This window comes from Nocardia asteroides, assembly GCF_021183625.1.
Lineage (GTDB): Bacteria > Actinomycetota > Actinomycetes > Mycobacteriales > Mycobacteriaceae > Nocardia > Nocardia asteroides_A.
Genome location: NZ_CP089214.1, coordinates 3,914,862 through 3,937,213 on the forward strand (window position 1 = coordinate 3,914,862; position 22,352 = coordinate 3,937,213).

General features: G+C 69.4%; 20 protein-coding genes and 2 tRNA genes. 14 read left to right on the top strand and 8 right to left on the bottom strand.

What is annotated here, in order from left to right:
• Positions 1 to 33: 33 nt before the first annotated feature.
• The 9 genes from recF to LTT61_RS18620 all read left to right on the top strand — a co-directional run bounded on the left by recF (position 34) and on the right by LTT61_RS18620 (position 9,622).
• Complete coding sequence (gene recF, locus LTT61_RS18580) at positions 34 to 1,218, top strand: DNA replication/repair protein RecF (protein ID WP_233015364.1); 1,185 nt, start codon at positions 34 to 36, stop codon at positions 1,216 to 1,218.
• Positions 1,219 to 1,507: 289 nt separating this feature from the next.
• Positions 1,508 to 2,098, top strand: a complete 591-nt coding sequence (locus LTT61_RS18585) for a DUF721 family protein (protein ID WP_233015365.1) — start codon at positions 1,508 to 1,510, stop codon at positions 2,096 to 2,098.
• Positions 2,099 to 2,195: 97 nt separating this feature from the next.
• Complete coding sequence (locus LTT61_RS18590) at positions 2,196 to 3,092, top strand: alpha/beta fold hydrolase (RefSeq protein WP_233015366.1); 897 nt, start codon at positions 2,196 to 2,198, stop codon at positions 3,090 to 3,092.
• A 298-nt stretch (positions 3,093 to 3,390) separates the two neighbouring features.
• Positions 3,391 to 5,433, top strand: a complete 2,043-nt coding sequence (gyrB, locus tag LTT61_RS18595) for a DNA topoisomerase (ATP-hydrolyzing) subunit B (RefSeq protein WP_233015367.1) — start codon at positions 3,391 to 3,393, stop codon at positions 5,431 to 5,433.
• A 74-nt stretch (positions 5,434 to 5,507) separates the two neighbouring features.
• A complete protein-coding gene (gene gyrA, locus LTT61_RS18600; RefSeq protein ID WP_233015368.1) occupies positions 5,508 to 8,009 on the top strand; it encodes a DNA gyrase subunit A in 2,502 nt (833 codons plus the stop codon).
• Positions 8,010 to 8,049: 40 nt separating this feature from the next.
• Positions 8,050 to 9,222: a DUF3566 domain-containing protein gene (locus tag LTT61_RS18605; protein ID WP_233015369.1), complete on the top strand. Its 1,173-nt coding sequence runs from the start codon at positions 8,050 to 8,052 to the stop codon at positions 9,220 to 9,222.
• 100 nt (positions 9,223 to 9,322) lie between these two features.
• Positions 9,323 to 9,396 (top strand) — tRNA-Ile (locus LTT61_RS18610).
• A gap of 30 nt (positions 9,397 to 9,426) precedes the next feature.
• On the top strand, positions 9,427 to 9,534 hold the full coding sequence (locus LTT61_RS18615; RefSeq protein ID WP_233015370.1) for a DLW-39 family protein: 108 nt from the start codon (positions 9,427 to 9,429) through the stop codon (positions 9,532 to 9,534).
• Positions 9,535 to 9,549: 15 nt separating this feature from the next.
• Positions 9,550 to 9,622: transfer RNA gene (locus LTT61_RS18620), tRNA-Ala, on the top strand.
• A 24-nt stretch (positions 9,623 to 9,646) separates the two neighbouring features.
• On the opposite strand, the gene LTT61_RS18625 is transcribed toward LTT61_RS18620, so the two are convergent.
• From LTT61_RS18625 to LTT61_RS18650, 6 genes are all read right to left on the bottom strand, one after another.
• Complete coding sequence (locus LTT61_RS18625) at positions 9,647 to 10,192, bottom strand: Pycsar system effector family protein (RefSeq protein WP_233015371.1); 546 nt, start codon at positions 10,190 to 10,192, stop codon at positions 9,647 to 9,649.
• Positions 10,189 to 11,538, bottom strand: a complete 1,350-nt coding sequence (locus LTT61_RS18630; protein ID WP_269821759.1) for a DUF4407 domain-containing protein — start codon at positions 11,536 to 11,538, stop codon at positions 10,189 to 10,191. The genes LTT61_RS18625 and LTT61_RS18630 overlap by 4 nt, the downstream gene beginning before the upstream one ends.
• Positions 11,531 to 12,604 (bottom strand): hypothetical protein, encoded by a 1,074-nt coding sequence (locus LTT61_RS18635; protein ID WP_233015373.1) that lies wholly within the window; start codon positions 12,602 to 12,604, stop codon positions 11,531 to 11,533. The genes LTT61_RS18630 and LTT61_RS18635 overlap by 8 nt, the downstream gene beginning before the upstream one ends.
• 1 nt (position 12,605) lies before the next feature.
• Positions 12,606 to 14,657 carry a hypothetical protein gene (locus LTT61_RS18640; protein WP_233015374.1) on the bottom strand — a complete coding sequence of 684 codons (2,052 nt, stop codon included), beginning with the start codon at positions 14,655 to 14,657 and terminating at the stop codon, positions 12,606 to 12,608.
• Positions 14,654 to 15,385 (bottom strand): hypothetical protein, encoded by a 732-nt coding sequence (locus tag LTT61_RS18645; RefSeq protein ID WP_233015375.1) that lies wholly within the window; start codon positions 15,383 to 15,385, stop codon positions 14,654 to 14,656. The genes LTT61_RS18640 and LTT61_RS18645 overlap by 4 nt, the downstream gene beginning before the upstream one ends.
• Before the next feature lie 99 nt (positions 15,386 to 15,484).
• Entirely contained in the window at positions 15,485 to 16,165 is a 681-nt protein-coding gene (locus tag LTT61_RS18650) for a Crp/Fnr family transcriptional regulator (RefSeq protein ID WP_233015376.1), read from the bottom strand.
• 247 nt (positions 16,166 to 16,412) lie between these two features.
• Between LTT61_RS18650 and LTT61_RS18655 the strand changes: the two genes are divergently transcribed.
• From LTT61_RS18655 to LTT61_RS18670, 4 genes are all read left to right on the top strand, one after another.
• Entirely contained in the window at positions 16,413 to 17,000 is a 588-nt protein-coding gene (locus LTT61_RS18655; protein ID WP_233015377.1) for a restriction endonuclease, read from the top strand.
• A gap of 20 nt (positions 17,001 to 17,020) precedes the next feature.
• Entirely contained in the window at positions 17,021 to 17,983 is a 963-nt protein-coding gene (locus LTT61_RS18660; protein WP_233015378.1) for an acyl-CoA dehydrogenase family protein, read from the top strand.
• A 743-nt stretch (positions 17,984 to 18,726) separates the two neighbouring features.
• On the top strand, positions 18,727 to 19,770 hold the full coding sequence (locus tag LTT61_RS18665; RefSeq protein WP_233015379.1) for an ATP-binding cassette domain-containing protein: 1,044 nt from the start codon (positions 18,727 to 18,729) through the stop codon (positions 19,768 to 19,770).
• Positions 19,771 to 19,823: 53 nt separating this feature from the next.
• Positions 19,824 to 20,624 (top strand): ABC transporter permease, encoded by an 801-nt coding sequence (locus LTT61_RS18670; protein ID WP_233021075.1) that lies wholly within the window; start codon positions 19,824 to 19,826, stop codon positions 20,622 to 20,624.
• Positions 20,625 to 20,667: 43 nt separating this feature from the next.
• On the opposite strand, the gene LTT61_RS18675 is transcribed toward LTT61_RS18670, so the two are convergent.
• A complete protein-coding gene (locus LTT61_RS18675) occupies positions 20,668 to 20,859 on the bottom strand; it encodes a hypothetical protein (RefSeq protein WP_233015380.1) in 192 nt (63 codons plus the stop codon).
• A 137-nt stretch (positions 20,860 to 20,996) separates the two neighbouring features.
• Between LTT61_RS18675 and LTT61_RS18680 the strand changes: the two genes are divergently transcribed.
• The gene (locus LTT61_RS18680) at positions 20,997 to 21,863 is read left to right on the top strand and encodes a rhomboid family intramembrane serine protease (RefSeq protein ID WP_233015381.1); all 867 of its coding nucleotides are present in this window, start codon (positions 20,997 to 20,999) and stop codon (positions 21,861 to 21,863) included.
• Here LTT61_RS18680 and LTT61_RS18685 read toward each other — a convergent pair whose 3' ends face one another.
• Positions 21,864 to 22,322, bottom strand: coding sequence for a PH domain-containing protein (locus LTT61_RS18685; protein ID WP_233015382.1), 459 nt, complete (start codon positions 22,320 to 22,322; stop codon positions 21,864 to 21,866).
• Positions 22,323 to 22,352: the final 30 nt, after the last annotated feature.

Sequence of the window (22,352 nt, forward strand, 5' to 3'; positions counted from 1 at the left end):
GCACAGCCCGGCCGTTCCCCCCGGGGGTAGCGGATGTTCGTGCGCGCGCTCTCGCTGCGCGACTTCCGCTCCTGGGAAGAGCTCGACGTGGAGTTGTCCCCAGGCCGCACGGTACTGCTCGGGGCGAACGGCAACGGCAAGACCAACGTGCTCGAGGCGGTCGGCTACCTGTCCACACTCGCCTCGCACCGGGTCTCCGCCGACGCCCCGCTGATCCGCACCGGCGCCGAGCGCGCCCGGATCGGGGCCGCGGTGGTGAACGCGGGCCGGGAGCTGCGGATCGACCTGGAGCTGAACCAGGGCGCTGCGAACCGGGCGCAGATCAACCGCTCGCCCGCGCGCAGGCCGAGGGAGATCCTCGGTGTCCTGCACACCGTGCTCTTCGCACCGGAGGATCTCGCGCTGGTGCGCGGCGACCCGGGGGAGCGCCGCCGCTTCCTCGACGAGCTGGCCACCGCGCGGCTGCCCCGGCTCGCCGCCGTGCGCTCGGACTACGACCGGGTGCTGCGGCAGCGCTCGGCGCTGCTCAAGACGGCGGGGCGGAACGTCCGCTCGCGCTCCGACCTGAGCACCCTCGACGTGTGGGACGGGCACCTCGCCGCGCACGCCTCGGTGCTGCTCGAGCACCGGCTGCGGCTGGTGCACGACCTGGCGCCGCACCTGGCCGACGCGTACCGCGCGCTGGCGCCGGAATCGCGGCCCGCCGCGATCGGCTACCGCAGCGGCTACCTGCCTCCCGAGCTGCTCGACCCGGCGCGGCCGCCTGCCGCGAGCGATCCGGACGAGCTGGCGGCGGTGCTGCTGCGCGAGCTCGCGGCGGCACGGACGAAGGAGCTGGAGCGCGGGGTCTGCCTGGTCGGCCCGCACCGGGACGACCTGGAGCTGCTGCTCGGCGGCGGGCAGGCGAAGGGGTTCGCCAGCCACGGGGAGTCCTGGTCGTTCGCGCTGGCGCTGCGGCTCGCGGCCTTCGAGCTGCTGCGTGGCTCCGGCGCCGAGCCGGTGCTGCTGCTGGACGATGTCTTCGCCGAGCTGGACCGGCGCCGCCGGACCGCGCTGGCGGCCGTCGCGGCCGGCGCGGAGCAGGTGCTGATCACCGCCGCGGTGCCGGAGGACGTGCCCGCGGAGCTGGATGCCACGCCCCTGCGGGTGCGGACCACCGGTGACCCGGACAGCCGGGTCTCCCTGCTCGCCGCGGACGCCTCCGCTGCCGTAGAGTGACACGGCGCGCGCCGCCCGCGAACACCGTCCCCCGTTCTCCCCACACTTCCGGGGTGCCTGTGGAGAAATTCGGGACAACCGTCCCGGCGGGGACCGGGAAACCGCAGCTCGAGGCGCTCCACAAGCCTTTCGAGCAGCGGAAAAACCTATCGCGAACAGGCGTTCGACGGATCGGGGCGACAATCGGCCGCAGCGCGGCCGCCAGCGGAGCCGGTTATCCCGGCCCCTGTGGATAACTCGACAAATCTGGGGATAACTCCCCGGCGCAGCGGCGAAGGGAGCGCCCCCGATGACCGATCCCGACGACGCGGGCCGCCCGCGGACACCGCCGTCACCAGCACCGACGACCGGCTCGGACGGTCAGCCGGAGCTGCGCGGAATCGACCTCGCCCGGCGTGCGCTGGAGGAGGCGCGGGCCGCCGCGCGGGCCGCGGGGAAGTCGGTCGGGCAGGGGCGCGCCTCGCCGCGCCGGGCGGCACGGCGCGGCCGCAGGCGCAGCGGCTGGTCCGGCGCCGGACCGGACGATCGCGATCCCCAGCTGTTCTCCAGCCTCACCGGCTCGCTGGTCCGCAGCAGGGGCTGGTCGGCCAAGGTCGCCGAGGGCGTGGTCTTCGGCCGCTGGGCCGGGGTGGTCGGCGAGGACGTCGCGGCGCACGCGACGCCGCTCACGCTGCGCGAGGGCGTGCTGCACATCCAGGCGGAGTCCACCGCGTGGGCCACCCAGCTGCGCATGCTGCAGAGCCAGATCCTGGCCAAGATCTCCGCGGCGGTCGGCCCCGGCGTGGTGACCTCGCTGCGCATCGCCGGCCCCGCCGCGCCGAGTTGGCGCAAGGGCGACCGGCACGTCAGGGGCCGGGGCCCGCGCGACACCTACGGCTGACCGTGGCACTTACCTGATACTCGGTGTTACATTCAATCCCGACCGAGGCGGCACCGGTTTCACGTGGAACCGTCCGCGCCCCGCGAAAGGATTGTCGATGGCCTTCCCCGCCGAACCCACCGCGACCGTACGCCGCGGCGACGTCGAACTGGCCGTCTTCGAGACCGGCGCCCCCGACGCCACGCCCGTGCTGCTGGTGCACGGCTGGCCGGACACCCACACGCTCTGGAACTCGGTCGCCGCCGGGCTGGCGGCGGAGCACCGCGTGATCGCCTTCGACAACCGCGGCGCCGGGGCGAGCACCGCGCCGGGGCACGTCGCGGGGTACCGGCTCGAGGAGCTCGCCGCCGACGTGCGCGCGGTGCTCGCGGCCGTCGCGCCCGGCGAGCGGGTGCACCTGATCGGCCACGATTGGGGCGGCGTGCTCGGCTGGGAGGTCGCGGCCGCGCCGGACGCCGCCTCCGCCATCGCCTCGTTCACCTGCGTCTCCGGCCCCAACCTCGACTACCTCGGCGCGTACCTGCGCGGGCCGCGCACGGTGAGCCGGGTGGCAGGCGCGCTGCGGCAGTCGGTGGCCTCCGCGTACACCGTCGCCTTCCAGATCCCGCGGCTGCCCGATCCGGCGCTCCGGCTGCTCGCCACCCGCTGGCCCGCCTTCCTGGCGTTCTTCGACGGGATCGACCCCGCCCTGGTGACCCCGGCCCCGACCCTCGCGCGGGATATGGTGAACGGAATGCGGCTGTACCGGGCCAACATCCGGCGCAGGCTGCGCGCGCCGCGGCCGCGCCCGGTCGAGATCCCGGTGCAGCTCGTGATCGCCGCCGGCGACCGCGCGGTGCGCCCGGTGGTGCACGCCGAGGCGCCGAACTGGGTGCGCGACCTGCACACCGTCGGGCTGGCGGGCGGGCACTGGACGCCGCTCTCGCACCCGGTCGAGCTGGCCGCGGCCGCCGCCGGTTTCGTCGCGCGAACGGGCGCGGCGCGGGCGAGCTGAGAAGGCCGCTTCGCACTGCCCCCTGATCGCCCGGAGATGCCGTGCGGAGCCTCCGAAGGCATACCGGTCCCGCCGAAAACCGATTTCTCCGCTCCTGGAAGCTCTCAGGGGTGTCGCAGGTACCACGTATGTCGGCCCTACCAGTAGGATGGTGGAGTAACCAGCGGCGAGGCGCTCGGCTCCATCGGCACCGCCACCCGTGGATCGGCGTGATCTCCCCAAACCGCACCGGTCGGGGCCACGTGTGCGCGAGCCGGGCGAGAGGCCGGGATCAGCAAGTAAGGAGAGCTACCGACCAGTGGCTGCCAAGGACTCCAACGCATCGGGCTCGACAACGGGCAAGCAGGACTACGGTGCCTCCTCCATCACGGTGCTCGAAGGGCTGGAGGCGGTCCGCAAGCGTCCCGGCATGTACATCGGCTCCACCGGTGAGCGCGGTCTGCACCACCTCATCTGGGAGGTCGTAGACAACTCGGTCGACGAGGCGATGGCCGGCCACGCCACCAGGGTCGATGTCACGCTGCTCGCCGACGGCGGCGTCGAGGTGGTCGACGACGGCCGCGGCATCCCCACCGACATGCACGCCCAGGGCATCCCCACCATCGAGGTGGTCATGACCCAGCTGCACGCGGGCGGCAAGTTCGACGGCGAGTCCTACGCCGTCTCCGGCGGCCTGCACGGCGTCGGCATCTCGGTGGTGAACGCGCTCTCCACCCGGCTCCAGGCCGAGATCGACTACCGCGGCTACCACTGGATCCAGGAGTACAAGGACGCCAAGCCGGGCAAGCTGGTCCAGGGCGAGCCGACCGACCGCACCGGCACCGTCATCCGCTTCTGGGCGGACCCGAACATCTTCGAGACCACCGTCTACAACTTCGAGACGGTGGCGCGCAGGTTGCAGGAGATGGCGTTCCTGAACAAGGGGCTCACCATCACCCTGACCGACCAGCGGGTGACCGCGGAGCAGGTGACCGCGGACGAGGCCGGCGATACCGCCGAGGCGCCGAAGCAGGCCGAGGAGCTGGCGGCCGAGCAGACCGAGCACAAGGTCAAGACCAGGACCTACCACTACCCCGGTGGGCTGGAGGACTTCGTCCGGCACATCAACCGCACCAAGCAGCCGATCCACAACTCCGTCGTCGGGTTCACCGGCAAGGGCACCGGGCACGAGCTCGAGGTCGCGATGCAGTGGAACTCCGGCTACTCGGAGTCGGTGCACACCTTCGCGAACACCATCAACACGCACGAGGGCGGCACCCACGAGGAGGGCTTCCGCGCGGCGCTGACCACGGTGGTGAACCGGTACGCCAAGGACAAGAAGCTGCTCAAGGAGAAGGACGGCAACCTCACCGGCGACGACATCCGCGAGGGGCTGGCCGCCATCGTGAGCGTCAAGGTAGGCGAGCCGCAGTTCGAGGGGCAGACCAAGACCAAGCTCGGCAACACCGAGGTCAAGTCGTTCGTGCAGAAGACCTGCAACGAGCACCTGCAGCACTGGTTCGAGGCCAATCCGGCGGACGCCAAGACCATCGTGCAGAAGGCCGTCTCGTCGTCGCAGGCCAGGATGGCGGCGCGGAAGGCGCGCGAGCTGGTGCGCCGCAAGTCCGCCACCGACCTGGGCGGGCTGCCGGGCAAGCTGGCCGACTGCCGCTCCAAGGACCCGCAGAAGTCCGAGATCTACATTGTGGAGGGTGACTCGGCCGGCGGCTCGGCCAAGTCCGGCCGCGACTCGATGTACCAGGCGATCCTGCCCATCCGCGGCAAGATCATCAACGTCGAGAAGGCGCGGATCGACCGGGTCCTCAAGAACAACGAGGTGCAGTCGATCATCACCGCGTTCGGCACCGGCATCCACGACGAGTTCGATATCGCCAAGCTGCGGTACCACAAGATCGTGCTGATGGCCGACGCCGACGTGGACGGCCAGCACATCTCGACGCTGCTGCTCACCCTGCTCTTCCGCTTCATGCGGCCGCTGGTCGAGCACGGCCACGTGTACCTGGCCCAGCCGCCGCTGTACAAGCTCAAGTGGCAGCGCGGCGAGCCGGAGTTCGCGTACTCCGACCGGGAGCGGGACGGGCTGATGGAGGCCGGCCTCGCGGCGGGCAAGAAGATCAACAAGGACGACGGCATCCAGCGCTACAAGGGTCTCGGTGAGATGAACCCGAAGGAGCTGTGGGAGACCACCATGGATCCCAGCGTCCGGGTGCTGCGCCAGGTGACCCTCGACGACGCGGCCGCCGCCGACGAGCTGTTCAGCGTGCTGATGGGCGAGGACGTCGAGGCCCGCCGCAGCTTCATCACCCGCAACGCCAAGGACGTCCGCTTCCTCGACGTGTGAGGCGGTGACGCGCCGCCGCCCAGCGGCGGCGCTCCCGCGTCCGCGCACGTCAGCCCAGCAAGGAGACTCCCCGCATGACCGACACCACGCTGCCACCGAACGGCGCGGGCGACCGGATCGAACCGGTCGACATCCAGCAGGAGATGCAGAACAGCTACATCGATTACGCGATGAGCGTGATCGTCGGCCGCGCGCTGCCCGCGGTGCGCGACGGCCTCAAGCCGGTGCACCGCCGGATCCTCTACGCGATGTACGACAACGGCCACCGCCCGGACCGCAGCTACGTGAAGTCCGCCCGCCCGGTCTCCGAGACCATGGGCAACTACCACCCGCACGGCGACTCGGCCATCTACGACACGCTGGTCCGGATGGCCCAGCCCTGGTCCATGCGGTACCCGCTGGTCGACGGCCAGGGCAACTTCGGCTCGCGCGGCAACGACGGCGCCGCCGCCATGCGGTACACCGAGTGCCGCCTGACGCCGCTGGCCATGGAGATGCTGCGCGAGATCGACCACGAGACGGTCGACTTCGTGCCGAACTACGACGGCAAGACCCAGGAACCGACGGTCCTGCCGAGCCGCGTGCCGAACATGCTGATGAACGGCAGCAACGGCATCGCGGTCGGCATGGCGACGAACATCCCGCCGCACAACCTGACCGAACTCGCCTCCGCGATCTACTGGGCGCTGGAGAACCACGACGCCGACGAGGAAGCCACCCTCGCCGCCTGCATGGAGCGGATCAAGGGCCCCGACTTCCCGACCTCCGGGCTGATCGTCGGCACCCAGGGCATCCACGACGCCTACACCACGGGCCGCGGCTCGATCCGGATGCGCGGCGTCGTCGAGATCGAGGAGGACAGCCGGGGTCGCACCACGATCGTCATCACCGAGCTGCCGTACCAGGTCAACACCGACAACTTCATCAACGCGATCGCCGAGCAGGTCAAGGACGGCAAGATCGCGGGCATCTCGGATATCCACGACGAGTCGTCGGACCGGGTCGGGATGCGGATCGTGGTCACCGTCAAGCGCGACGCCGTCGCCAAGGTGGTGCTGAACAACCTCTACAAGCACACCCAGCTGCAGACCAGCTTCGGCGCCAACATGCTCTCGATCGTCGAGGGCGTGCCGCGCACGCTGCGCCTCGACCAGATGATCCGGTTCTACGTGAACCACCAGATCGAGGTCATCATCCGGCGCACCAAGTACCTGCTGCGCAAGGCCGAGGAGCGCGCGCACATCCTGCGCGGCCTGGTCAAGGCGCTGGACGCGCTGGACGAGGTGATCGCGCTGATCCGCCGCTCGGCCAACACCGACACCGCGCGCACCGGGCTGATGCAGTTGCTCGAGATCGACGAGATCCAGTCGACCGCGATCCTGGACATGCAGCTGCGCAGGCTCTCGGCGCTGGAGCGGCAGCGGATCGTCGACGACCTGGCCAAGATCGAGATCGAGATCGCCGACTACAAGGACATTCTCGGCAAGCCGGAGCGGCAGCGCGCGATCGTCCGCGACGAGCTCGCCGAGATCGTCGACCGGCACGGCGACGATCGGCGCACCCAGATCGTCTCGGCCGACGGCGACGTCGCCGACGAGGATCTGATCGCCCGCGAGGACGTCGTCGTCACCATCACCGAGACCGGCTACGCCAAGCGGACGAGGACCGACCTCTACCGCAGCCAGAAGCGCGGCGGCAAGGGCGTGCAGGGCGCCGGGCTCAAGCAGGACGACATCGTCAAGCACTTCTTCGTGACCTCGACGCACGACTGGCTGCTCTTCTTCACCAACAAGGGCCGGGTGTACCGGGCCAAGGCCTACGAGCTGCCGGAGGCCAACCGCACCGCCCGCGGCCAGCACGTGGCGAACCTGCTCGCCTTCCAGCCGGACGAGAAGATCGCCCAGATCATCCAGATCACGACCTACGCCGACGCGCCGTACCTGGTGCTCGCCACCAAGAACGGCCTGGTCAAGAAGTCGCGGCTGACCGATTTCGACTCCAACCGGAGCGGCGGCATCGTCGCGGTGAACCTGCGCGACACCGACGAGCTGGTCGGCGCGGTGCTCTGCTCCGCCGAGGAGGACCTGCTGTTGGTCTCGGCGCAGGGGCAGTCCATCCGCTTCGCCGCCACCGACGAGGCGCTGCGCCCGATGGGCCGGGCCACCTCCGGCGTGCAGGGCATGCGGTTCAACGCCTCCGACGAGCTGCTCTCGCTGAACGTGGTGCGCGAAGGCACCTACCTTCTGGTGGCGACCTCGGGCGGGTACGCCAAGCGCACCGCCATCGAGGAGTACACCGCGCAGGGCCGCGGCGGTAAGGGGGTACTGACCATCCAGTTCGATGCCAAGCGTGGGACGCTTGTCGGGGCACTCATCGTCGACGACGACGACGAGCTCTACGCGATCACCTCCGTCGGGGGCGTCATCCGGACCGCGGCCAGGCAGGTCCGCAGGGCGGGCAGGCAGACCAAGGGCGTGCGATTGATGAACCTCGGCGATGGGGATACGTTGCTTGCTATCGCACGCAATGCCGACGAGCCCGATCAGGTCGAAGACCTCGGTTCCTCCCAGCAGTAGTCCTCACAGCGGCGGCACAGAACGGATCTAAGGAATCCCATTGACCACTCCGAATCAGCCGAACGACGAGCGCCATCAGACGAACGGCGTGACCGAGCGGATCGCACCGTCCCCCATTCCGCCGCGCCCGATCCCGCGTCCGGGAGGCGAGAACGGAACGGATGCACCGGGCAATGGTCAGGGACAGGCGCCCTCCGCGCCGGCTCCGGGGCAGGGGCCGAAGAACCAGGGTGCGCCGAACCAGGGGCACGGCCAGCTGCCGCAGCGGCAGCCGGGTAGTTCGAATCCGGCTGCGGCACAGGGCCGCCAGGGACCGCAGGGCTCCGGCCCGCAGGGTCAGGGTGCGCAGGGCAACGGGGAGCGCGCGCCGGAGGCCCCGAAGACCGGTGACCAGGAGACCGTCCGGCTCGGCGGGAACCAGCAGGGCAAGGACGGCGGGCCGGGCACCGGCGGGCAGCAGGGGTTCAAGGACGGCGGCTGGGGGCAGCTGCCGCAGCGCGAGCCGCAGTCCAATCTGTACCGCCCCGGGCAGGCGCCGGTCACCGGCCGCCCGTCCGGGTCGGCCGGGCTCAGTGGCGGCGTGACCAACGCCCGCACCACGGCCGACCTCGCGGCCAAAGCCACCCGCAAGGAAGCGGCCATGGTCAAGTCGGTCGGCATCGACGGCCCGACCCGGAGCATCTCGCGCCCGGAGCTGGTCAAGGACATGCCCGACCTCTCCGACATGAGGCACCCGGTGCCGCCCCAGCAGCAGCCCGACCAGGCGCTGCCGTACTACACCCCCGGGCAGCAGCAGCAACCGCCGATCTCGCCGTCCGCCCCGGTCGCCGTCGCGGCCGCGGTGCAGGCGGGCGAGCCGCTGCGCGCGACCGTGCAGATCCGCCGGATCGACCCGTGGTCGACCCTGAAGATCACGCTGGTCATCAGCGTCGCCATGTTCTTCGTGTGGATGCTCGCCGTCGGGCTGCTCTACATCGTGCTCGAGGGCATGGGCGTCTGGGAGCGGCTGGACACCACGCTGGGCGACATGGTCTCCCAGGAGGGCGGCTCGGCCAGCCTGATCGACGCGGGCACGGTCTTTGGCTACGCCGGTGTCATCGGCCTGGTGAACGTGGTGCTCTTCACCGCGCTCGGCACGGTCGGGGTGTTCATCTACAACCAGTGCTGCGACCTCGTCGGCGGCATCCAGGTCACGCTCGCCGACCCGGACTAGCCCACCGCGGCTGGTAGCGCCGGACCGGCGCTACCAGCCGTTTTGGTTCCGGGTCGTGGTGTTGTGTACGCTCGACTCGTTCGATTCGGTCGAACGACACGGGCCTATAGCTCAGGCGGTTAGAGCGCTTCGCTGATAACGAAGAGGTCGGAGGTTCAAGTCCTCCTAGGCCCACTCCCGGACACGCACAGTAGGGTGGCAACCATGAAGCTTCTCCTCACGGTCGGCATCGTGGCAGCGGTTCTCCTCGCGATCACCAAACTCCGCAAGCGTGACGAAGCCGATCTCTGGCACGAGGTCACCTCCCGCTGACGCGGTCCTCGGCTCGGGGCCTTAGCTCAATTGGCAGAGCACTGCCTTTGCAAGGCAGGGGTTAGGGGTTCGATTCCCCTAGGCTCCACTTCTTCCTCCTTCAGTGGTCGCCTCACGACAGGCAGGCCAGGACCGCGAGGTAGGTGATCGCCACCAGCAGCAGGATAATTGCTATATTCGCCAGCCGGAACTTGCGGCGCGCGATCGCGGAGTTCTCCCATATCTGAGTGGCGACATGGGCGATGATCTCATGTGGTGCTCGTGCGGTGCGGGCGAACTCGGCTGCGTAGGACGTCGGTGAGTATCCACGGTGCGCACCGACGTGCCCGAAGAAGAGCGGGTTCCGCGGAGCGGCGGAGCTACCGAGCCGCGGCACCAGTGCTGATCCCGCGGCGACCCCCGACCCGGCAATTACGGCTCCGCAGATCGCAATCGACACCGTGCCGATCGGATCGGCCACCCCCGGCCCGGTGCGGGCTACCAGCGTCAGTACCTGGCCGAGGACGCCGGCGGTCGCGAGGACCGCCAGCGCCTTCGTCTCCGCATGCCGGACGAGACCGAGAACCATCTCCAGCGTGCGCCACGCCTCTTGCACGGCAAGGTCGTCCCTTGCGTCCGATGCGGATCGCCGAGCGTGCCGGCTAGGAAGGCCGATCATCCGTTCGTTCCATCCTTCTTGAGCTTGTCGGCCAGGTACGCGATCCGATCGTGCTTGCCGATCTCCCGCTCGGTGCGTTCGGCGCGGTCCCTGTCTTCCAGGATTTCGAGTTCGCGCTGCAGCCAGGAGTCCGCCTTGCGGAGATCGACCTCGAATCGGACGCCGTCTCGCCGTTCTCGGACCGCGGTGTACCGCTCGTGCAGGTTCTTCCCGACCTCGGTCTGCCTGGACACCCGCTGGTCGTAGCCGGTGGTACCGCTCAGCATCTTGACCAGGGCGGGCAGGCAGTCGATGGCGAGGAGGAGGAACCGCACCAACCAGTGTGCCGCGAGTACCGCGTCGTTCCGCTCGGAGAGGGCGCTGAGCGCCTTCAATTCATCGAGGATGCCGATCTGCCCTTGATCGGTGCGGCGCTGGTCGACCATCGTCGTGATGGTGGCGGTGAGCTGATCGCCGTACGTGGCCTCCGCTTTCGCGAGATCGTTCGTCGCTGTGCGGATCTCGTCGTTCAGCATGTTGAGTTTCTCCTGCCGGGCCTGGACCGCGCTGTTCGCGCGATACTGGTCGGCGGTGGAGCGATTGCGCTGGCAATCGAGGCCGTTGCCAGGAACACCGGTCAGTCCAGGCCCTGGTGTCCCGCTGCATTCGTTCGCCGCCCTGGTCTCCAAGTCATCGAGTTTGGTGTTGATATCGGTCAGTTCCCGGCTCTGCTTGTCCCGCTCGGTGGTGAGCTGATCGAGTCGCTGACGCGCGGCGACCGGCGAATTCTGCACCGTGATGAGGTGAACCGTGCACTCGGCGGAGGTATTCGGTGCTCCGGAGGAGGGGTTGCACAGCGTGAGATGACTACGGTAGTCCGCGATTTCATGGTTGCGCCAATCCAGCACCTCCTTATGGATTGCGGGCTGGAAGACCCAGAGCACCAGCGGTTCTGCGATGGCGAAGCCGATCAGGACGGAGACGCAGAGTCGCGGTACGAAGATCTTGACCTTGCTCGCATCGGTGGAGCCGTGCGTTCCGGCGATGAGCCAGCCGTCGAAGCTGACGATCAGATAACCCCAGAACAGAGCGATCGGCAGTAATAGCAGCCAGAGCACACCGGTGATGCTTTGCAGCGCCACGAGCAGCGAGAGCGCGGCCATGATGCCGGTATTGAGCACGATACCGCCGAGGCGGGTGTACCTGGCCCGCTCCTCCGGGAGCCAATCCAGGATCTCCTCGCGGACACCGATGAGCCCCCGGAGCCTGCGGGCGGAGCCGAATTCGGGCGCAACCGGCCGGAAGGGCTCGTGCGGGTCGTCCCGCTCGATACCGGCGCGCCGCTCGTGTGGGCGGGTTTCAGTCACGGTCGTCCTCCGGCCGTTCGGTCTTGTCCAGCACGCCGAGCGGCGGCGGCGCCGAATCCAATGGCCGGGCCAGGTCGTCCGCCAAGGCGTCGAACACCCTATGAAGTTTGTCCTGGCTCAGAATCACGTTGTCGACGCCGCCCTGTTTGATGTATTCGATCAACAGTGCCGCGTTGTGCTTGCGGTTCTCGCGAACCTCGTCGTGATGCCTGGCGGCCGCTGCTTCGGCGCGCGCGCTCGCCTGTGCCGCCACCTGCGCCGGATCGAGCGCACCGCGCTCCATCGCCAGGTAGGACAGGTGGCGGGGATCACGCGCGACCTGGTCTATCATGGCCACCCGCTCGAGTTCCGCTGTCAGCTGCGCCGCGTCCAGCTCGGTCACTTGGCTCTGTGTCATCGACTCCGACCGGAAGTCGTGCAGTTGCTGAATTTTCTCGTACTGGTGTACCCCGGCCTGCCGCAGCAATTGCAGTTCGGTGTCCTGCAATTCCTCGCGGCGCCGCCCCTCGAACTCGCGAAATTCGTCCGGACTCAGCACCTTCACGCCGCCGAGGCGGATTCGGAGGCCGGGCTCGACCGGTGGTTCGCTGATCACATAGGCGCGGAGCCAGGCCACGGCTTCCTGGCGCATCAGCCGGATATCGGCGAGGTCGTAGCGCTGACCGATCTCGACCAGCTCGGAAATATCGTCCAGATAGGACGTGAGTCGTTCGGAGGCGCTGGTGCGGCCGTCGCGCACCACCGTCGCGGGATCGGCAACCGTGCACTTGAAGGTCACGTGGATGGGAAACTCCGCGCCGTCGGCGGAGGGAACGGTGAGTTCGGCGAGGACGGGGACGTCGACACCCATATCTACCAGCGTGACATGGGTGGCCTGCACGACAACCTCGTCGCGAGCGCGCCTGGTGCCTCGCTCCACGATCAGCTGGTCGTCGAGCTTGTACACCAGGGCCTGGCTACCGGTGGCCCGAAGCAGCTCACTCGCTTCCCTGGAGCGCCGCCGGAGGCCCTTCCGGCGAACGTCATCGAGTTGGCGTTGGGCAATGACGGGGTAGGACTTGTTCATGTCATTCTTTCCGTGCGGGGAGCGCGGCGGCCGGCTCCGTGAAGATGCGGACGAGGAATTCCAGGCGCTCCGCCTGTCCCGACCGCGGTTCCTGCGCTTTTCCGGGGTGCCTGCTGGCCAGTTCCTGCCGGAGGAGCTCCAGGTCATGAGCGAAGGCGAGCGCATCGCGCTCCGGCAGGCGACCGGCCACCGCCCGGCCGAGGATGCGGACCATCGGCTCCGGCTCCGCGGTGATCTCGAGGCAATCCGTCAGCCCGTCGAGCAGCGCGGTCAGCACTCGGCGGCGCACCCGGACCGACATGAGGACGGCCGCGAGCAGCCCGGCCACCACCTCGGCCCAATCAGGATTCCGGTGCAGGTAGGTGAAGACCGCGGAGCGCGCGGTGCCGTGGTCGGATACCTCCAGGAGCTCGACGATCGCACGATTGGAGCGGGCGCGCGCCGGCCTGCTCGCCGCTCCCGTCTGATGCGCCGTACCGAGCCGGTTCAGCACTGCACCGGCACTCGGCGCCGCATTCATCACCAGGAGCCCGAACAGGTTCGCGAGCGCCAGTGAGAACTCGCTGTCGTCATCGGCCGATTGCACGTGCATGTGCCACAGCCGTTCGGTGGACTCCTCGGGGTAGAGCGCTCCGAGCAGGCCGCTGAAGGCCATCGCGGCGGTGATTCGCTGCTCCCGGGAACCCTGGGTGGCCCAGTAGACGGCGATGTGCAGCGCGAGCGGAGCAAGTGCCTCCGTCCCACACAGCATCCATACCGCGTACACCGCGACGATCTGCCCGGAGGCGCCGAACTCCCCCGTTGCGGCCGGATTCAGGAAAAGGCCCTTGACCTCGTTGAAGTCGGCCGCTCCGAAATCCACGATGCCCTGAGCCAGGAGTTCGTGGCTGCGATCGTCGTGCACGCTTGTCGCTTGGGCGACCTCCCCGAACCAACTCCCCAGCCCCGTCCAAAACTCGAAGGACTGCCGCTCCACCAATTCCTCGATGACGTAGCGGCGGTAGGCGGGGCTGCGGAACTCGAAGTGCTGGGTACGCCCGTAACCGGGTCCGGACCGCACGAGTTTGATCAGGCTGCCGTTCGACGTGATCTTGCCGCGCCACTCCGGCATCAGCTCGTCGTCGGGTTCTGCCTGTGACACTCGTCGGTCGGGAATTGGAAGGTGCTCAAGCAGGATCTCGGTGAGCCGGGCGAGGTTCGCCTCGAAATCGCGCACATTGCATCGGCCCAGGAATGCCAGCGCGCCGACTTCGAGAATCCGCCTGCGGGTGTGCGGGCCGCTCTCGAACCACGTGTGCACATCCTGGCGGGCCGATTCCACCAGGATTTCGACGGCACTCCGGGGGTCGGCGCCCGCCAGCAGTGCGTTCACTACCATGACCAGCTCGGCCATCGTGCACTCCGCTGGAAGTTCTGCCTCGAGTTCGCGTGCGGCGTCGTGCGGCGTCGGATGGCTCTCGGCGTCGAGTCGGCGGATGAGCACCGCGGAGGTCTCCGGCGCCGCCCACGGCACCTCGGTGACGAGTTCGATGCGGCGTGCACTGAAGGTGACTCCGGTCAGCACCAGCCATGCGCCGGCCTGCTGTACTCGGTCCCGGACAGTTCGCCACTCGAACGCGTCCGCATCGTCTCCGGTGGTGTCGGTGTAGTCGGTGACCAGATAGCCGTACCCGCTACGATAATCGAGTGTGCCCAAGTCATGGGCGGATGACGCGGGCGACAGCACACGGATCTCGGCGGCGGTGAGCTCCCGCAGCAGGGCGATCGCGCCGGTGCGTTTTCCTACTCCGGGCGGGCCGGTGAGCACCGCGATGTGATTCGAGCGCAGGGCTACGAGGGCGCGGCCGTAGCCGTCCGGGTGCACGTAGTGCTGCTGGGCGGCGCGGATCTCCTGTTCGTTCAGGATTCCGGTCAGCGGGGGACGCGGGTTCGCTCCGCCCGCCATGCCGAAGTTCGCGCCGTTGGCCAGGACCGAACCGGTGAAGATCTGGTTGAACAGGACGCGCTGGTCGGTTCTCGGTCCGGCAGCGTCGGTCGTCGGATCGGAATTCACTGATTCCATTGGAAGCCGACCACTCCACCTTGGGCGTAGACGTCGCCTTTGACAATGGAATTGTATTGGTGATCGGTTCGCTCCCCGGGACGGCCCGGTCTTCCTCGATTCGAGGACTCCTGCTGCTCGGCGGCCTCTGGCCAGAGCCGGACCCCCGGGATATAAATATATCCTGGGGACGAGAACTCCTTATTTACAACCTGTACCTCCCGGAATTCCGCCGGGGGAATCGAGGTATGGCGCTGGGCGATCACATCCGTATAGACGGGGCCGGACACCATGGCTGCCAGATTTGCCGCCGGAGTGCCGCGCAGTGCTGCCTTCAGCGCATCGCTGTCGACCATCCGGCTGACCGCGACCACGCCCTGGCCAGCGAACCCGCTGTCTGCGGGGTTGGCGACCCCGATGTGGACGGCGAGCCGGAGCCGGAGCCGCGCCTCGTCCTTGAGATCGTGGTTGTGGTCTGCCAGGGCGAAGTCCAGCTCGCGCACGAAATTGTCCACGACGAGCGGCTCGTTGTCGCTCTCGTCCTCCGGGAGTACCGCGAGTTCGCCGTCGCCGGTCGGCTGACGCGACCACCGCGAACGGTTCAGTCCGGCGCGCAGCGCGGACCGATCCAGGACGCGCGGTATTGCCGCCTGAATACTTCTCTGCCGTTGGTCGTCGCCGGCTCCGTAACCAGTCGCATCGACGGCGACGAGCAGGCGGCGAGAAAAATTGTGCCGCATGACAGGTGAACCTCCAGTGGTAAAAATGTCTTTTTCGGACAGTGAGAAAGCATGACAGGGTTGAACTCGGAAGATTCCGTATTTATCAGTGATTCGGAATCAAGGGGCGTCGGCGAAGAGCTTCAGGCCTTCGAGGTCGGTGATGAGCACGCTTCGGTACGCGGAGCGCACCAGCCCGTCGGAGCGCAACTTGCGCATTGCCGAACTAGCCGCATCTTCCTTGGCACCGATCAACCGGCCAAATTCGACCTGCGACAGGCGGACTCCGAGCTCCCAGCCCGCCCCGGTACGCACACCATGTAGTGCTGTGAGTTCGAGCAGGATCCGAGCCAGCCGCTGGGGGACGTCGTAGCCGGCGAAGTCGAGGCGCCGCTGGTTCGCCCACTCGAGGCGGCCCGCGATCATCCGGCACATCGCTTCCCAACCCTCCGGGTGATCACGGAGAAAGGCGAGGAAGTCGCTGTGCGTGATCGAATGAACCAGAGCCTCTGTGCAGGTGGTCACCGTTGCCGAGCGCTGGGTGCCCTGCAATGCGGCCAGTTCTCCGATCACATCGCCACCCACCCGGATTCCGAGCAGCGATTCGTTGCCGTTCCTGGCTGTCGCGGTAACCTTCACACACGCGGATTGCGTGCGGCTGCCGGATCGCAACAGGTCGACGTGGCGTCGCTGATCGCCCTGCCGAATCAGAATCGTTCCCGCCCGGACCAGGTTGCCGCGAGCGAGCCCAAGCAAATCCTTGCGGCTGGTTGGAGTGAGCCTGGCCATGAAGGTCCCCACGGGCCAGACGATCTCCTCGGCGTCGCCTCTGCGGGCTGTGTAACCAGTCAAGCCTCCTCCTGATACCGCCGGACTTCGCACAGATTCTTCCCGTCGTCCGATTCGGACGCTGTCCGTTCTACGGAGGACAAATCACGCGCGTACGCGACGTGTGCTGTCAGCGCCTGCCCGTAGGGTGGGCGCATTGTCGGTGGAACGTGTAGGGGTGCGCGTGGCGAACAGGGGCAGGCGGGCGCGGAGCAGGGGTGTGAACGGGGCCGTTTCGGCGGTTGTCGCGCTGGTGCTGCTCGCGATCGTGGCGGCGCCGGTCTGGCGGTGGATCTCCGAGAACGCGGCGCTGGTCGCGGTGGCGGCGGTGCTGCTGGTCGGTGCGGTGATCGCGGTGAGCATGTGGTGGAGCGGGCTGGCGGCGCGCAGGCGGCTGCGGCGGGAGCGGCGGATCCGGGCAGCGTTGACCTTCGCGGAGATGAGCGCGGGGCAGTTCGAGCACGCGCTGGCTGATCTGTGCAGGCGGGACGGGTGCAGCCGGGTCGCGGTGGTCGGCGGGGCGGGCGATCTGGGGGCCGATGTGGTGGCGCGGGCTCCGGACGGGCGGCGGATCGTGCTGCAGGCCAAGCGGTACCGGGTGGACAACTGGGTGTCGGGGCCGGATCTGCAGAAGTTCGGCGGCACCTGCTTCGCGGTGCACGGCGCCGATGTGGCCGCGGTCGTCACCACCGCGGGCGGGTTCCGCAAGCAGGCGCGGGAGTACGCCGCGCACATGGGGATCGTGCTGGTGGACAACCACGAGCTCACCGCGTGGCAGACCGGGGAGGGGCCGCCGCCGTGGGAGTGAGCGACCGGTTACCGTTGGGCGTGCTGCTCGATCACCTGCTCACCGGCCCGCCCGGCGCCGCTCCGCTCGATTCGGTCGCCTCGGCCTGGGCCGCGCATCGGCAGCTCACCGCGCGCTGCGCCGACTCGATCGACGCCGCGGTGCTCGGCGGCTGGGCGGCCGACCGGCTCGGCTACGCCTTCGTGGCCGGCTACCAGGAGGCGCTGCGGGCGCTGCTGCCCGGGCTGCCGTCGGCGGCGCTGGTCTCGCTGGCCGCCACCGAGGCGGGCGGGGCGCACCCGGCCGTCATCGAGACGGCGCTGCGGCGGCAGGGGGAGGGCTGGACGGTCAGCGGCACCAAGACCTTCGCCACGCTCGGCACCGAGGCCGACGCGCTGGTGGTGATCGCGAGCGCGGGGCCTGGCGCGGACGGCAGGAACACCGTGCGCACCGCCATGGTCGACCCGCGCGGCCCGGGCGTGCACGCCGAGCCGCTGCCCGCGACGCCCTTCGCCCCCGAGATCCCGCACGCCGTGCTGACCTTCACCGACGCCCCCGCCGTCCCGCTGCTCGGCGACGGCTACGCCGACCACCTCAAGCCGTTCCGCACCTTCGAGGACGCGCACGTGCTCGCCGCCACGCTCGGGCTGCTGGTCCGCGTGGCCAGGCAGTCCGGCTGGCCGCCCGCGACGGTGCAGCGGCTGCTCGGCGCGGTCGCCGAGGTGCGCGGGCTCGGCCTCGGCAGGCCGTCCGGCTCGCCCGCCGTGCCCGCGGGCCCGCCGGATCCGGTACTCGCGGTGGCGAAATCGCCCGCGGTGCACATCGCCCTCGCGGGAACGCTGGATCTGGTCGATCAACTGCTCGCCGAGATCGGCTCGCTGTGGAACTCCGCCGACCCGGTCGCGCGGGAGCGCTGGGAGCGCGATCGGCGGCTGCTGAACACCGCCGAGCGGGTGCGCGCGCTGCGCACCAGCGCCGCCTGGCAGGCTCTCGCGCGAGGGTGACCGGCGGGTAGCCCGCCGCTCGCTCCGGCATCGGGAGCGAGCTGCCGAGATGGCGGAGAAACCTCCTGCAAAAAGGGGAGCGGGCCTCGGCGAAGGGGGGGAGTTAGCCGAGGCCCGCGTGTGGTCGGCCCGGGGGGGAGGGGCCGACGAGAACGATCCTACGCGAAGATTCGCGTTCGCGGGTGCGTGGCAAGCACCACTTTCGGAGAATTTTCCGGCGTGCCGCGGGAGGTCGCGGAGCGGGTCTCCGGGAGGCTCCGGCTCGGTCCGAGTGGCGGGTGCCCGATGTTTGCCAAAAGGGCTGGCCCGCATTGGTATACCCGTCAACAACCGGACATACGCGACTGTGAATCGACCGTGTTCCGGACGTCGGGGCAAGCAGCTGCGGCGGCGGTGAAATCCCGTCTTTCCGCGTGTCGCGGCGGGGCGGGGGGAGTGGTCGAGTAGTCGACTACGCGTGTCCGGGCGCGGGCGCCGCCGAAGGATGGGAACCGGCCGCGCCCCGCGGTAACCCCGAGCGTCGCGGGGTGCGGCCCTCCCGGTCGACTTCGATCGGCATCAGCGCAGGTAGCGCGGAAATTCTCCCGGAAAACCCGGACAATTCGATGGAATCTGTCGGACCCCGGGGTAATACTGGCGCCCGAATCGGTCCGCGGACCGATCAGTGACGTGGCGGCGCCGGTACGACGCGGCGCCGGATGACCGAATGTTCCGACTTCCGATCACGAAAACTCAGGAGAATCATGCCCGACGCAATCGTCGCCGAGGGGCTGGTCAAGCGATACGGCAAGGTGGTGGCGCTGGACGGACTCGATCTGTCGGTGCCCGAGGGCACGGTGACCGCGCTGCTCGGTCCCAACGGCGCGGGGAAGACCACCACGGTCCGGGTGCTCACCACCCTGCTCATCCCGGACGCGGGGAAGGCGACCGTCGCCGGCATCGACGTCCTCGGCAATCCGCGCAAGCTGCGCTCGCGGATCGGCACCTCCGGCCAGTACGCGGCCGTCGACGAATACCTCACCGGCTTCGAGAATCTCGAGATGGTCGGCAGGCTCTACCACCTCGGTACCAAGCGCGCCAAGGAGCGGGCCCGCGAACTGCTCGAGCGGTTCCGGCTCAGCGACGCGGGCGACCGCCCGGTGCGCACCTACTCCGGCGGTATGCGCCGCAGGCTCGACCTGGCGGGCGCGCTGGTGGCGAATCCGCCGGTGCTCTTCCTGGACGAGCCGACCACCGGGCTCGACCCGCGGGCCCGGTTCGATCTGTGGGACGTCATCGAGGAGCTGGTGGCGGGCGGCACCACCCTGCTGCTGACCACCCAGTACCTGGAGGAGGCGGATCGGCTCGCCGACTCCATCGGGGTGATCGACCACGGCACCGTGATCGCGCAGGGCACCGCCGACGAGCTCAAGTCCATGGTCGGTGGCGACCGGATCGAGCTCACCGTCGACGACCAGTCGAAGGTCGCTGTCGCGCAACAGCTCCTGCGCGGCCTCGCGGACGGCGAGATCCAGGTGGAAACCGGGCTGCGCAAGCTCACCGTTCCGGTGAGCGACGGCTCGGCGGCGCTGGTCACCGCGATCGGCAAGCTCGCCGAGAACGACGTGCGGCTGCGTGACATCGCGCTGCGCAGGCCGTCGCTGGACGATGTCTTCCTCACCCTCACCGGCCACGAGGCCGAGGAGCGGCCGTCCGCCGACGACGACGAAACCCCCTTCATCCCGGACGCCGCGGCGCCGGAGGACGCTGCCAAGCAGCTCGAAACGACGGAAGGACATACCCGATGACCGCCACGAGCACGCCGGTGGAGTTGCCCGGCGACCCCGGGCCGGTGGAGCGGATGCGGATCGTGGTGATCGACAGCATCACCGTGACCAAGCGCAATGTCATCAAGATCAAGCGCGTGCCGGACGTGCTGGTCTTCGCGACGCTGTCGCCGATCATGTTCGTGCTGCTCTTCGCCTACGTCTTCGGCACCGCGATCCAGGTGCCCGGGCTGGAGGGCGGGTACCGCGAGTTCCTGATCGCGGGCATCTTCGTGCAGACGGTGGTCTTCGGCTCCACCTTCACCGGCGCCGGGCTGGCCGAGGACATGCAGAAGGGCATCATCGACCGCTTCCGGTCGCTGCCGATGGCGCCGGTCGCGGTGCTGGTCGGGCGGACCGTGAGCGACGTGGTGATCAATGTGGTGAGCCTGGTGGTCATGTCGCTGACCGGCCTCGTGGTCGGCTGGCGGATCCGCGGCTCGCTGCTGGACGCGGTGCTCGCCTACGTGCTGCTGCTGCTCTTCGCCTACGCGCTGTCCTGGATGATGGCGACGGTCGGGCTGCTGGTGCGCACCCCCGAGGTGTTCAACAACGCCAGCTTCATGGTGATCTTCCCGCTCACCTTCCTGGCCAACACCTTCGTGCCGATCGACGACCTGCCGGTGGTGCTGAAGGTGTTCGCGGAGTGGAACCCGGTCTCGGCGCTGGCGCAGGCGAGCCGCGAGCTGTTCGGCAACACCAGCCCGGTGGCGACGCCGTCGCAGGCGTGGTCGATGCAGCATCCGGTGGCGACGACGCTGATCTGGGTCGTCGTGATCCTGGCGATCTTCATTCCGCTGTCGCTGCGGCAGTACCAGCGCACCGTCAGCCGGTAGGGGACCGCGGTCCGGGCGCGCGGCTCGCCGGCCGCGCGCTCGGTCAGGCGGTGGTGCCGGGTTCCGGCTCGCCGCCGACCGCGCTGCGCGAATAGCCGATGCGCGGCGGCGCCGGGGCGGGGGCCGGCGGCTGCGGGCGGCGGCTGCGGGCCACCGCCGCGGCGGCGCCTGCGGCGGTGACGGCGGCCGCGGCGATCAGGCGGTTGCGCAAACGGGAGCGGGAAGCCGAGCTCATGGCACCACTGTGGCACACCGCGAAGCAGATCGCCGAATCCGGCAGGGTCTCGAATACGGCTGCGACCTGCGCGATCGGCGGGAGATGGCAGGATGGCCGGTGGTACCGCCGCGCGGCGGGAACGGAGCGAGGAGACGATGCAACCACAACCGCCCGCCCCCGTCTGCGTCCGGCACCCGGACCGCGCGACCGGCCTCGCCTGCACCCGGTGTCACCGCCCCGCCTGCGCGGACTGCCTGCGCCCCGCGGCGGTCGGGCAGCACTGCGTCGACTGCCTGCAGCAGGATCGGCGCTCGACGCCGCAGGTGCGCACGGTGGCGGGCGCGCAGGCGGGCAGCGCGCCGCGCCCGCTGGTCACCTACGCGCTGATCGCGCTCAACCTGCTGGTCTTCGGCATCACCGCCGCCCAGGCGAGCAGCGTGGTGGACAACCAGCGCTCCCGGATCTTCCTGGATTGGGTGCTCTACCCGCCCGCCGTCGCGGACGGCGAGTGGTGGCGGGTGCTCGGCTCCGGCTTCCTGCACTACGGCCCGCTGCACCTGCTGGTCAACATGTTCGCGCTGTACGTGGTCGGCCGGGACTGCGAGCTGGTGCTCGGGCGGGTGCGGTACCTGCTGGTGTACCTGGTCGCGCTGCTCGGCGGCTCGGCCGGCGTCATGCTCTTCTCCCAGGACAGCCTGACGGCGGGCGCCTCCGGGGCCGTGTACGGCCTCTTCGGCGCGGTCACCGTGGTACTGATCCGGCTGCGGCAGAGCCCGAATCAGATGCTCATCGTGATCGGCATCAACGTGATCATCAGCCTCTCGCTCCCCGGCATCTCGCTCTGGGGGCACCTGGGCGGGCTGACCGCGGGCACGCTGGCCACGCTCGGCGTGCTCTTCCTGCCGCAGTGGGCCGGCGCGAAATCGCCGGAGGCGGCGCGCACCATCGGCTGGGTGAGCCTGGCCGCGGTCGGGCTCGGTGCGCTCGCGGTGATCGGCGTCGCCGGGATGAGCCTGGTCTGATCAGCCCCGGTGCACCAGGTTGTGCCGGAGCATGGCCTCGAACAGCTCCTCGGGGTTCGTGCCGAGATCCCAGCGGCCGAAGATGAGCAGGCGGTCGTCGTCGTGCTCCGGCCGCTCGACGTCGAGCTCCAGCATCGGCGTCTTGCGGCCGAGCCTGCGGTAGTGCGTGATCCGCGCGCGCAGGATCTGCGGGCGGGTGTAGCTCACCGCCCCGGTGAGCCCGCGCACCACCAGCCGCGGCTCCGCGCCGGGCACGATGGTGACCCGGGGGCGCTGGCGCAGGCCGAGCCCGGCCAGGCCGAGCAGCCCGAGCGCGGCCACCCCCACCAGGACCATGCTCGGGGCATCGGCGGCGAAGACCGCGGCGATGCCGAGCGCGACCCCGCCCGCGGCCACGGCGGCCAGGGCGGGTGCGGGGGTGGTCCAGGTGGTGCGATCGTCGGTGTCACCGGCGTTCACGGGTGTTCTCCCCAGGTTGTCCTCGAGTTG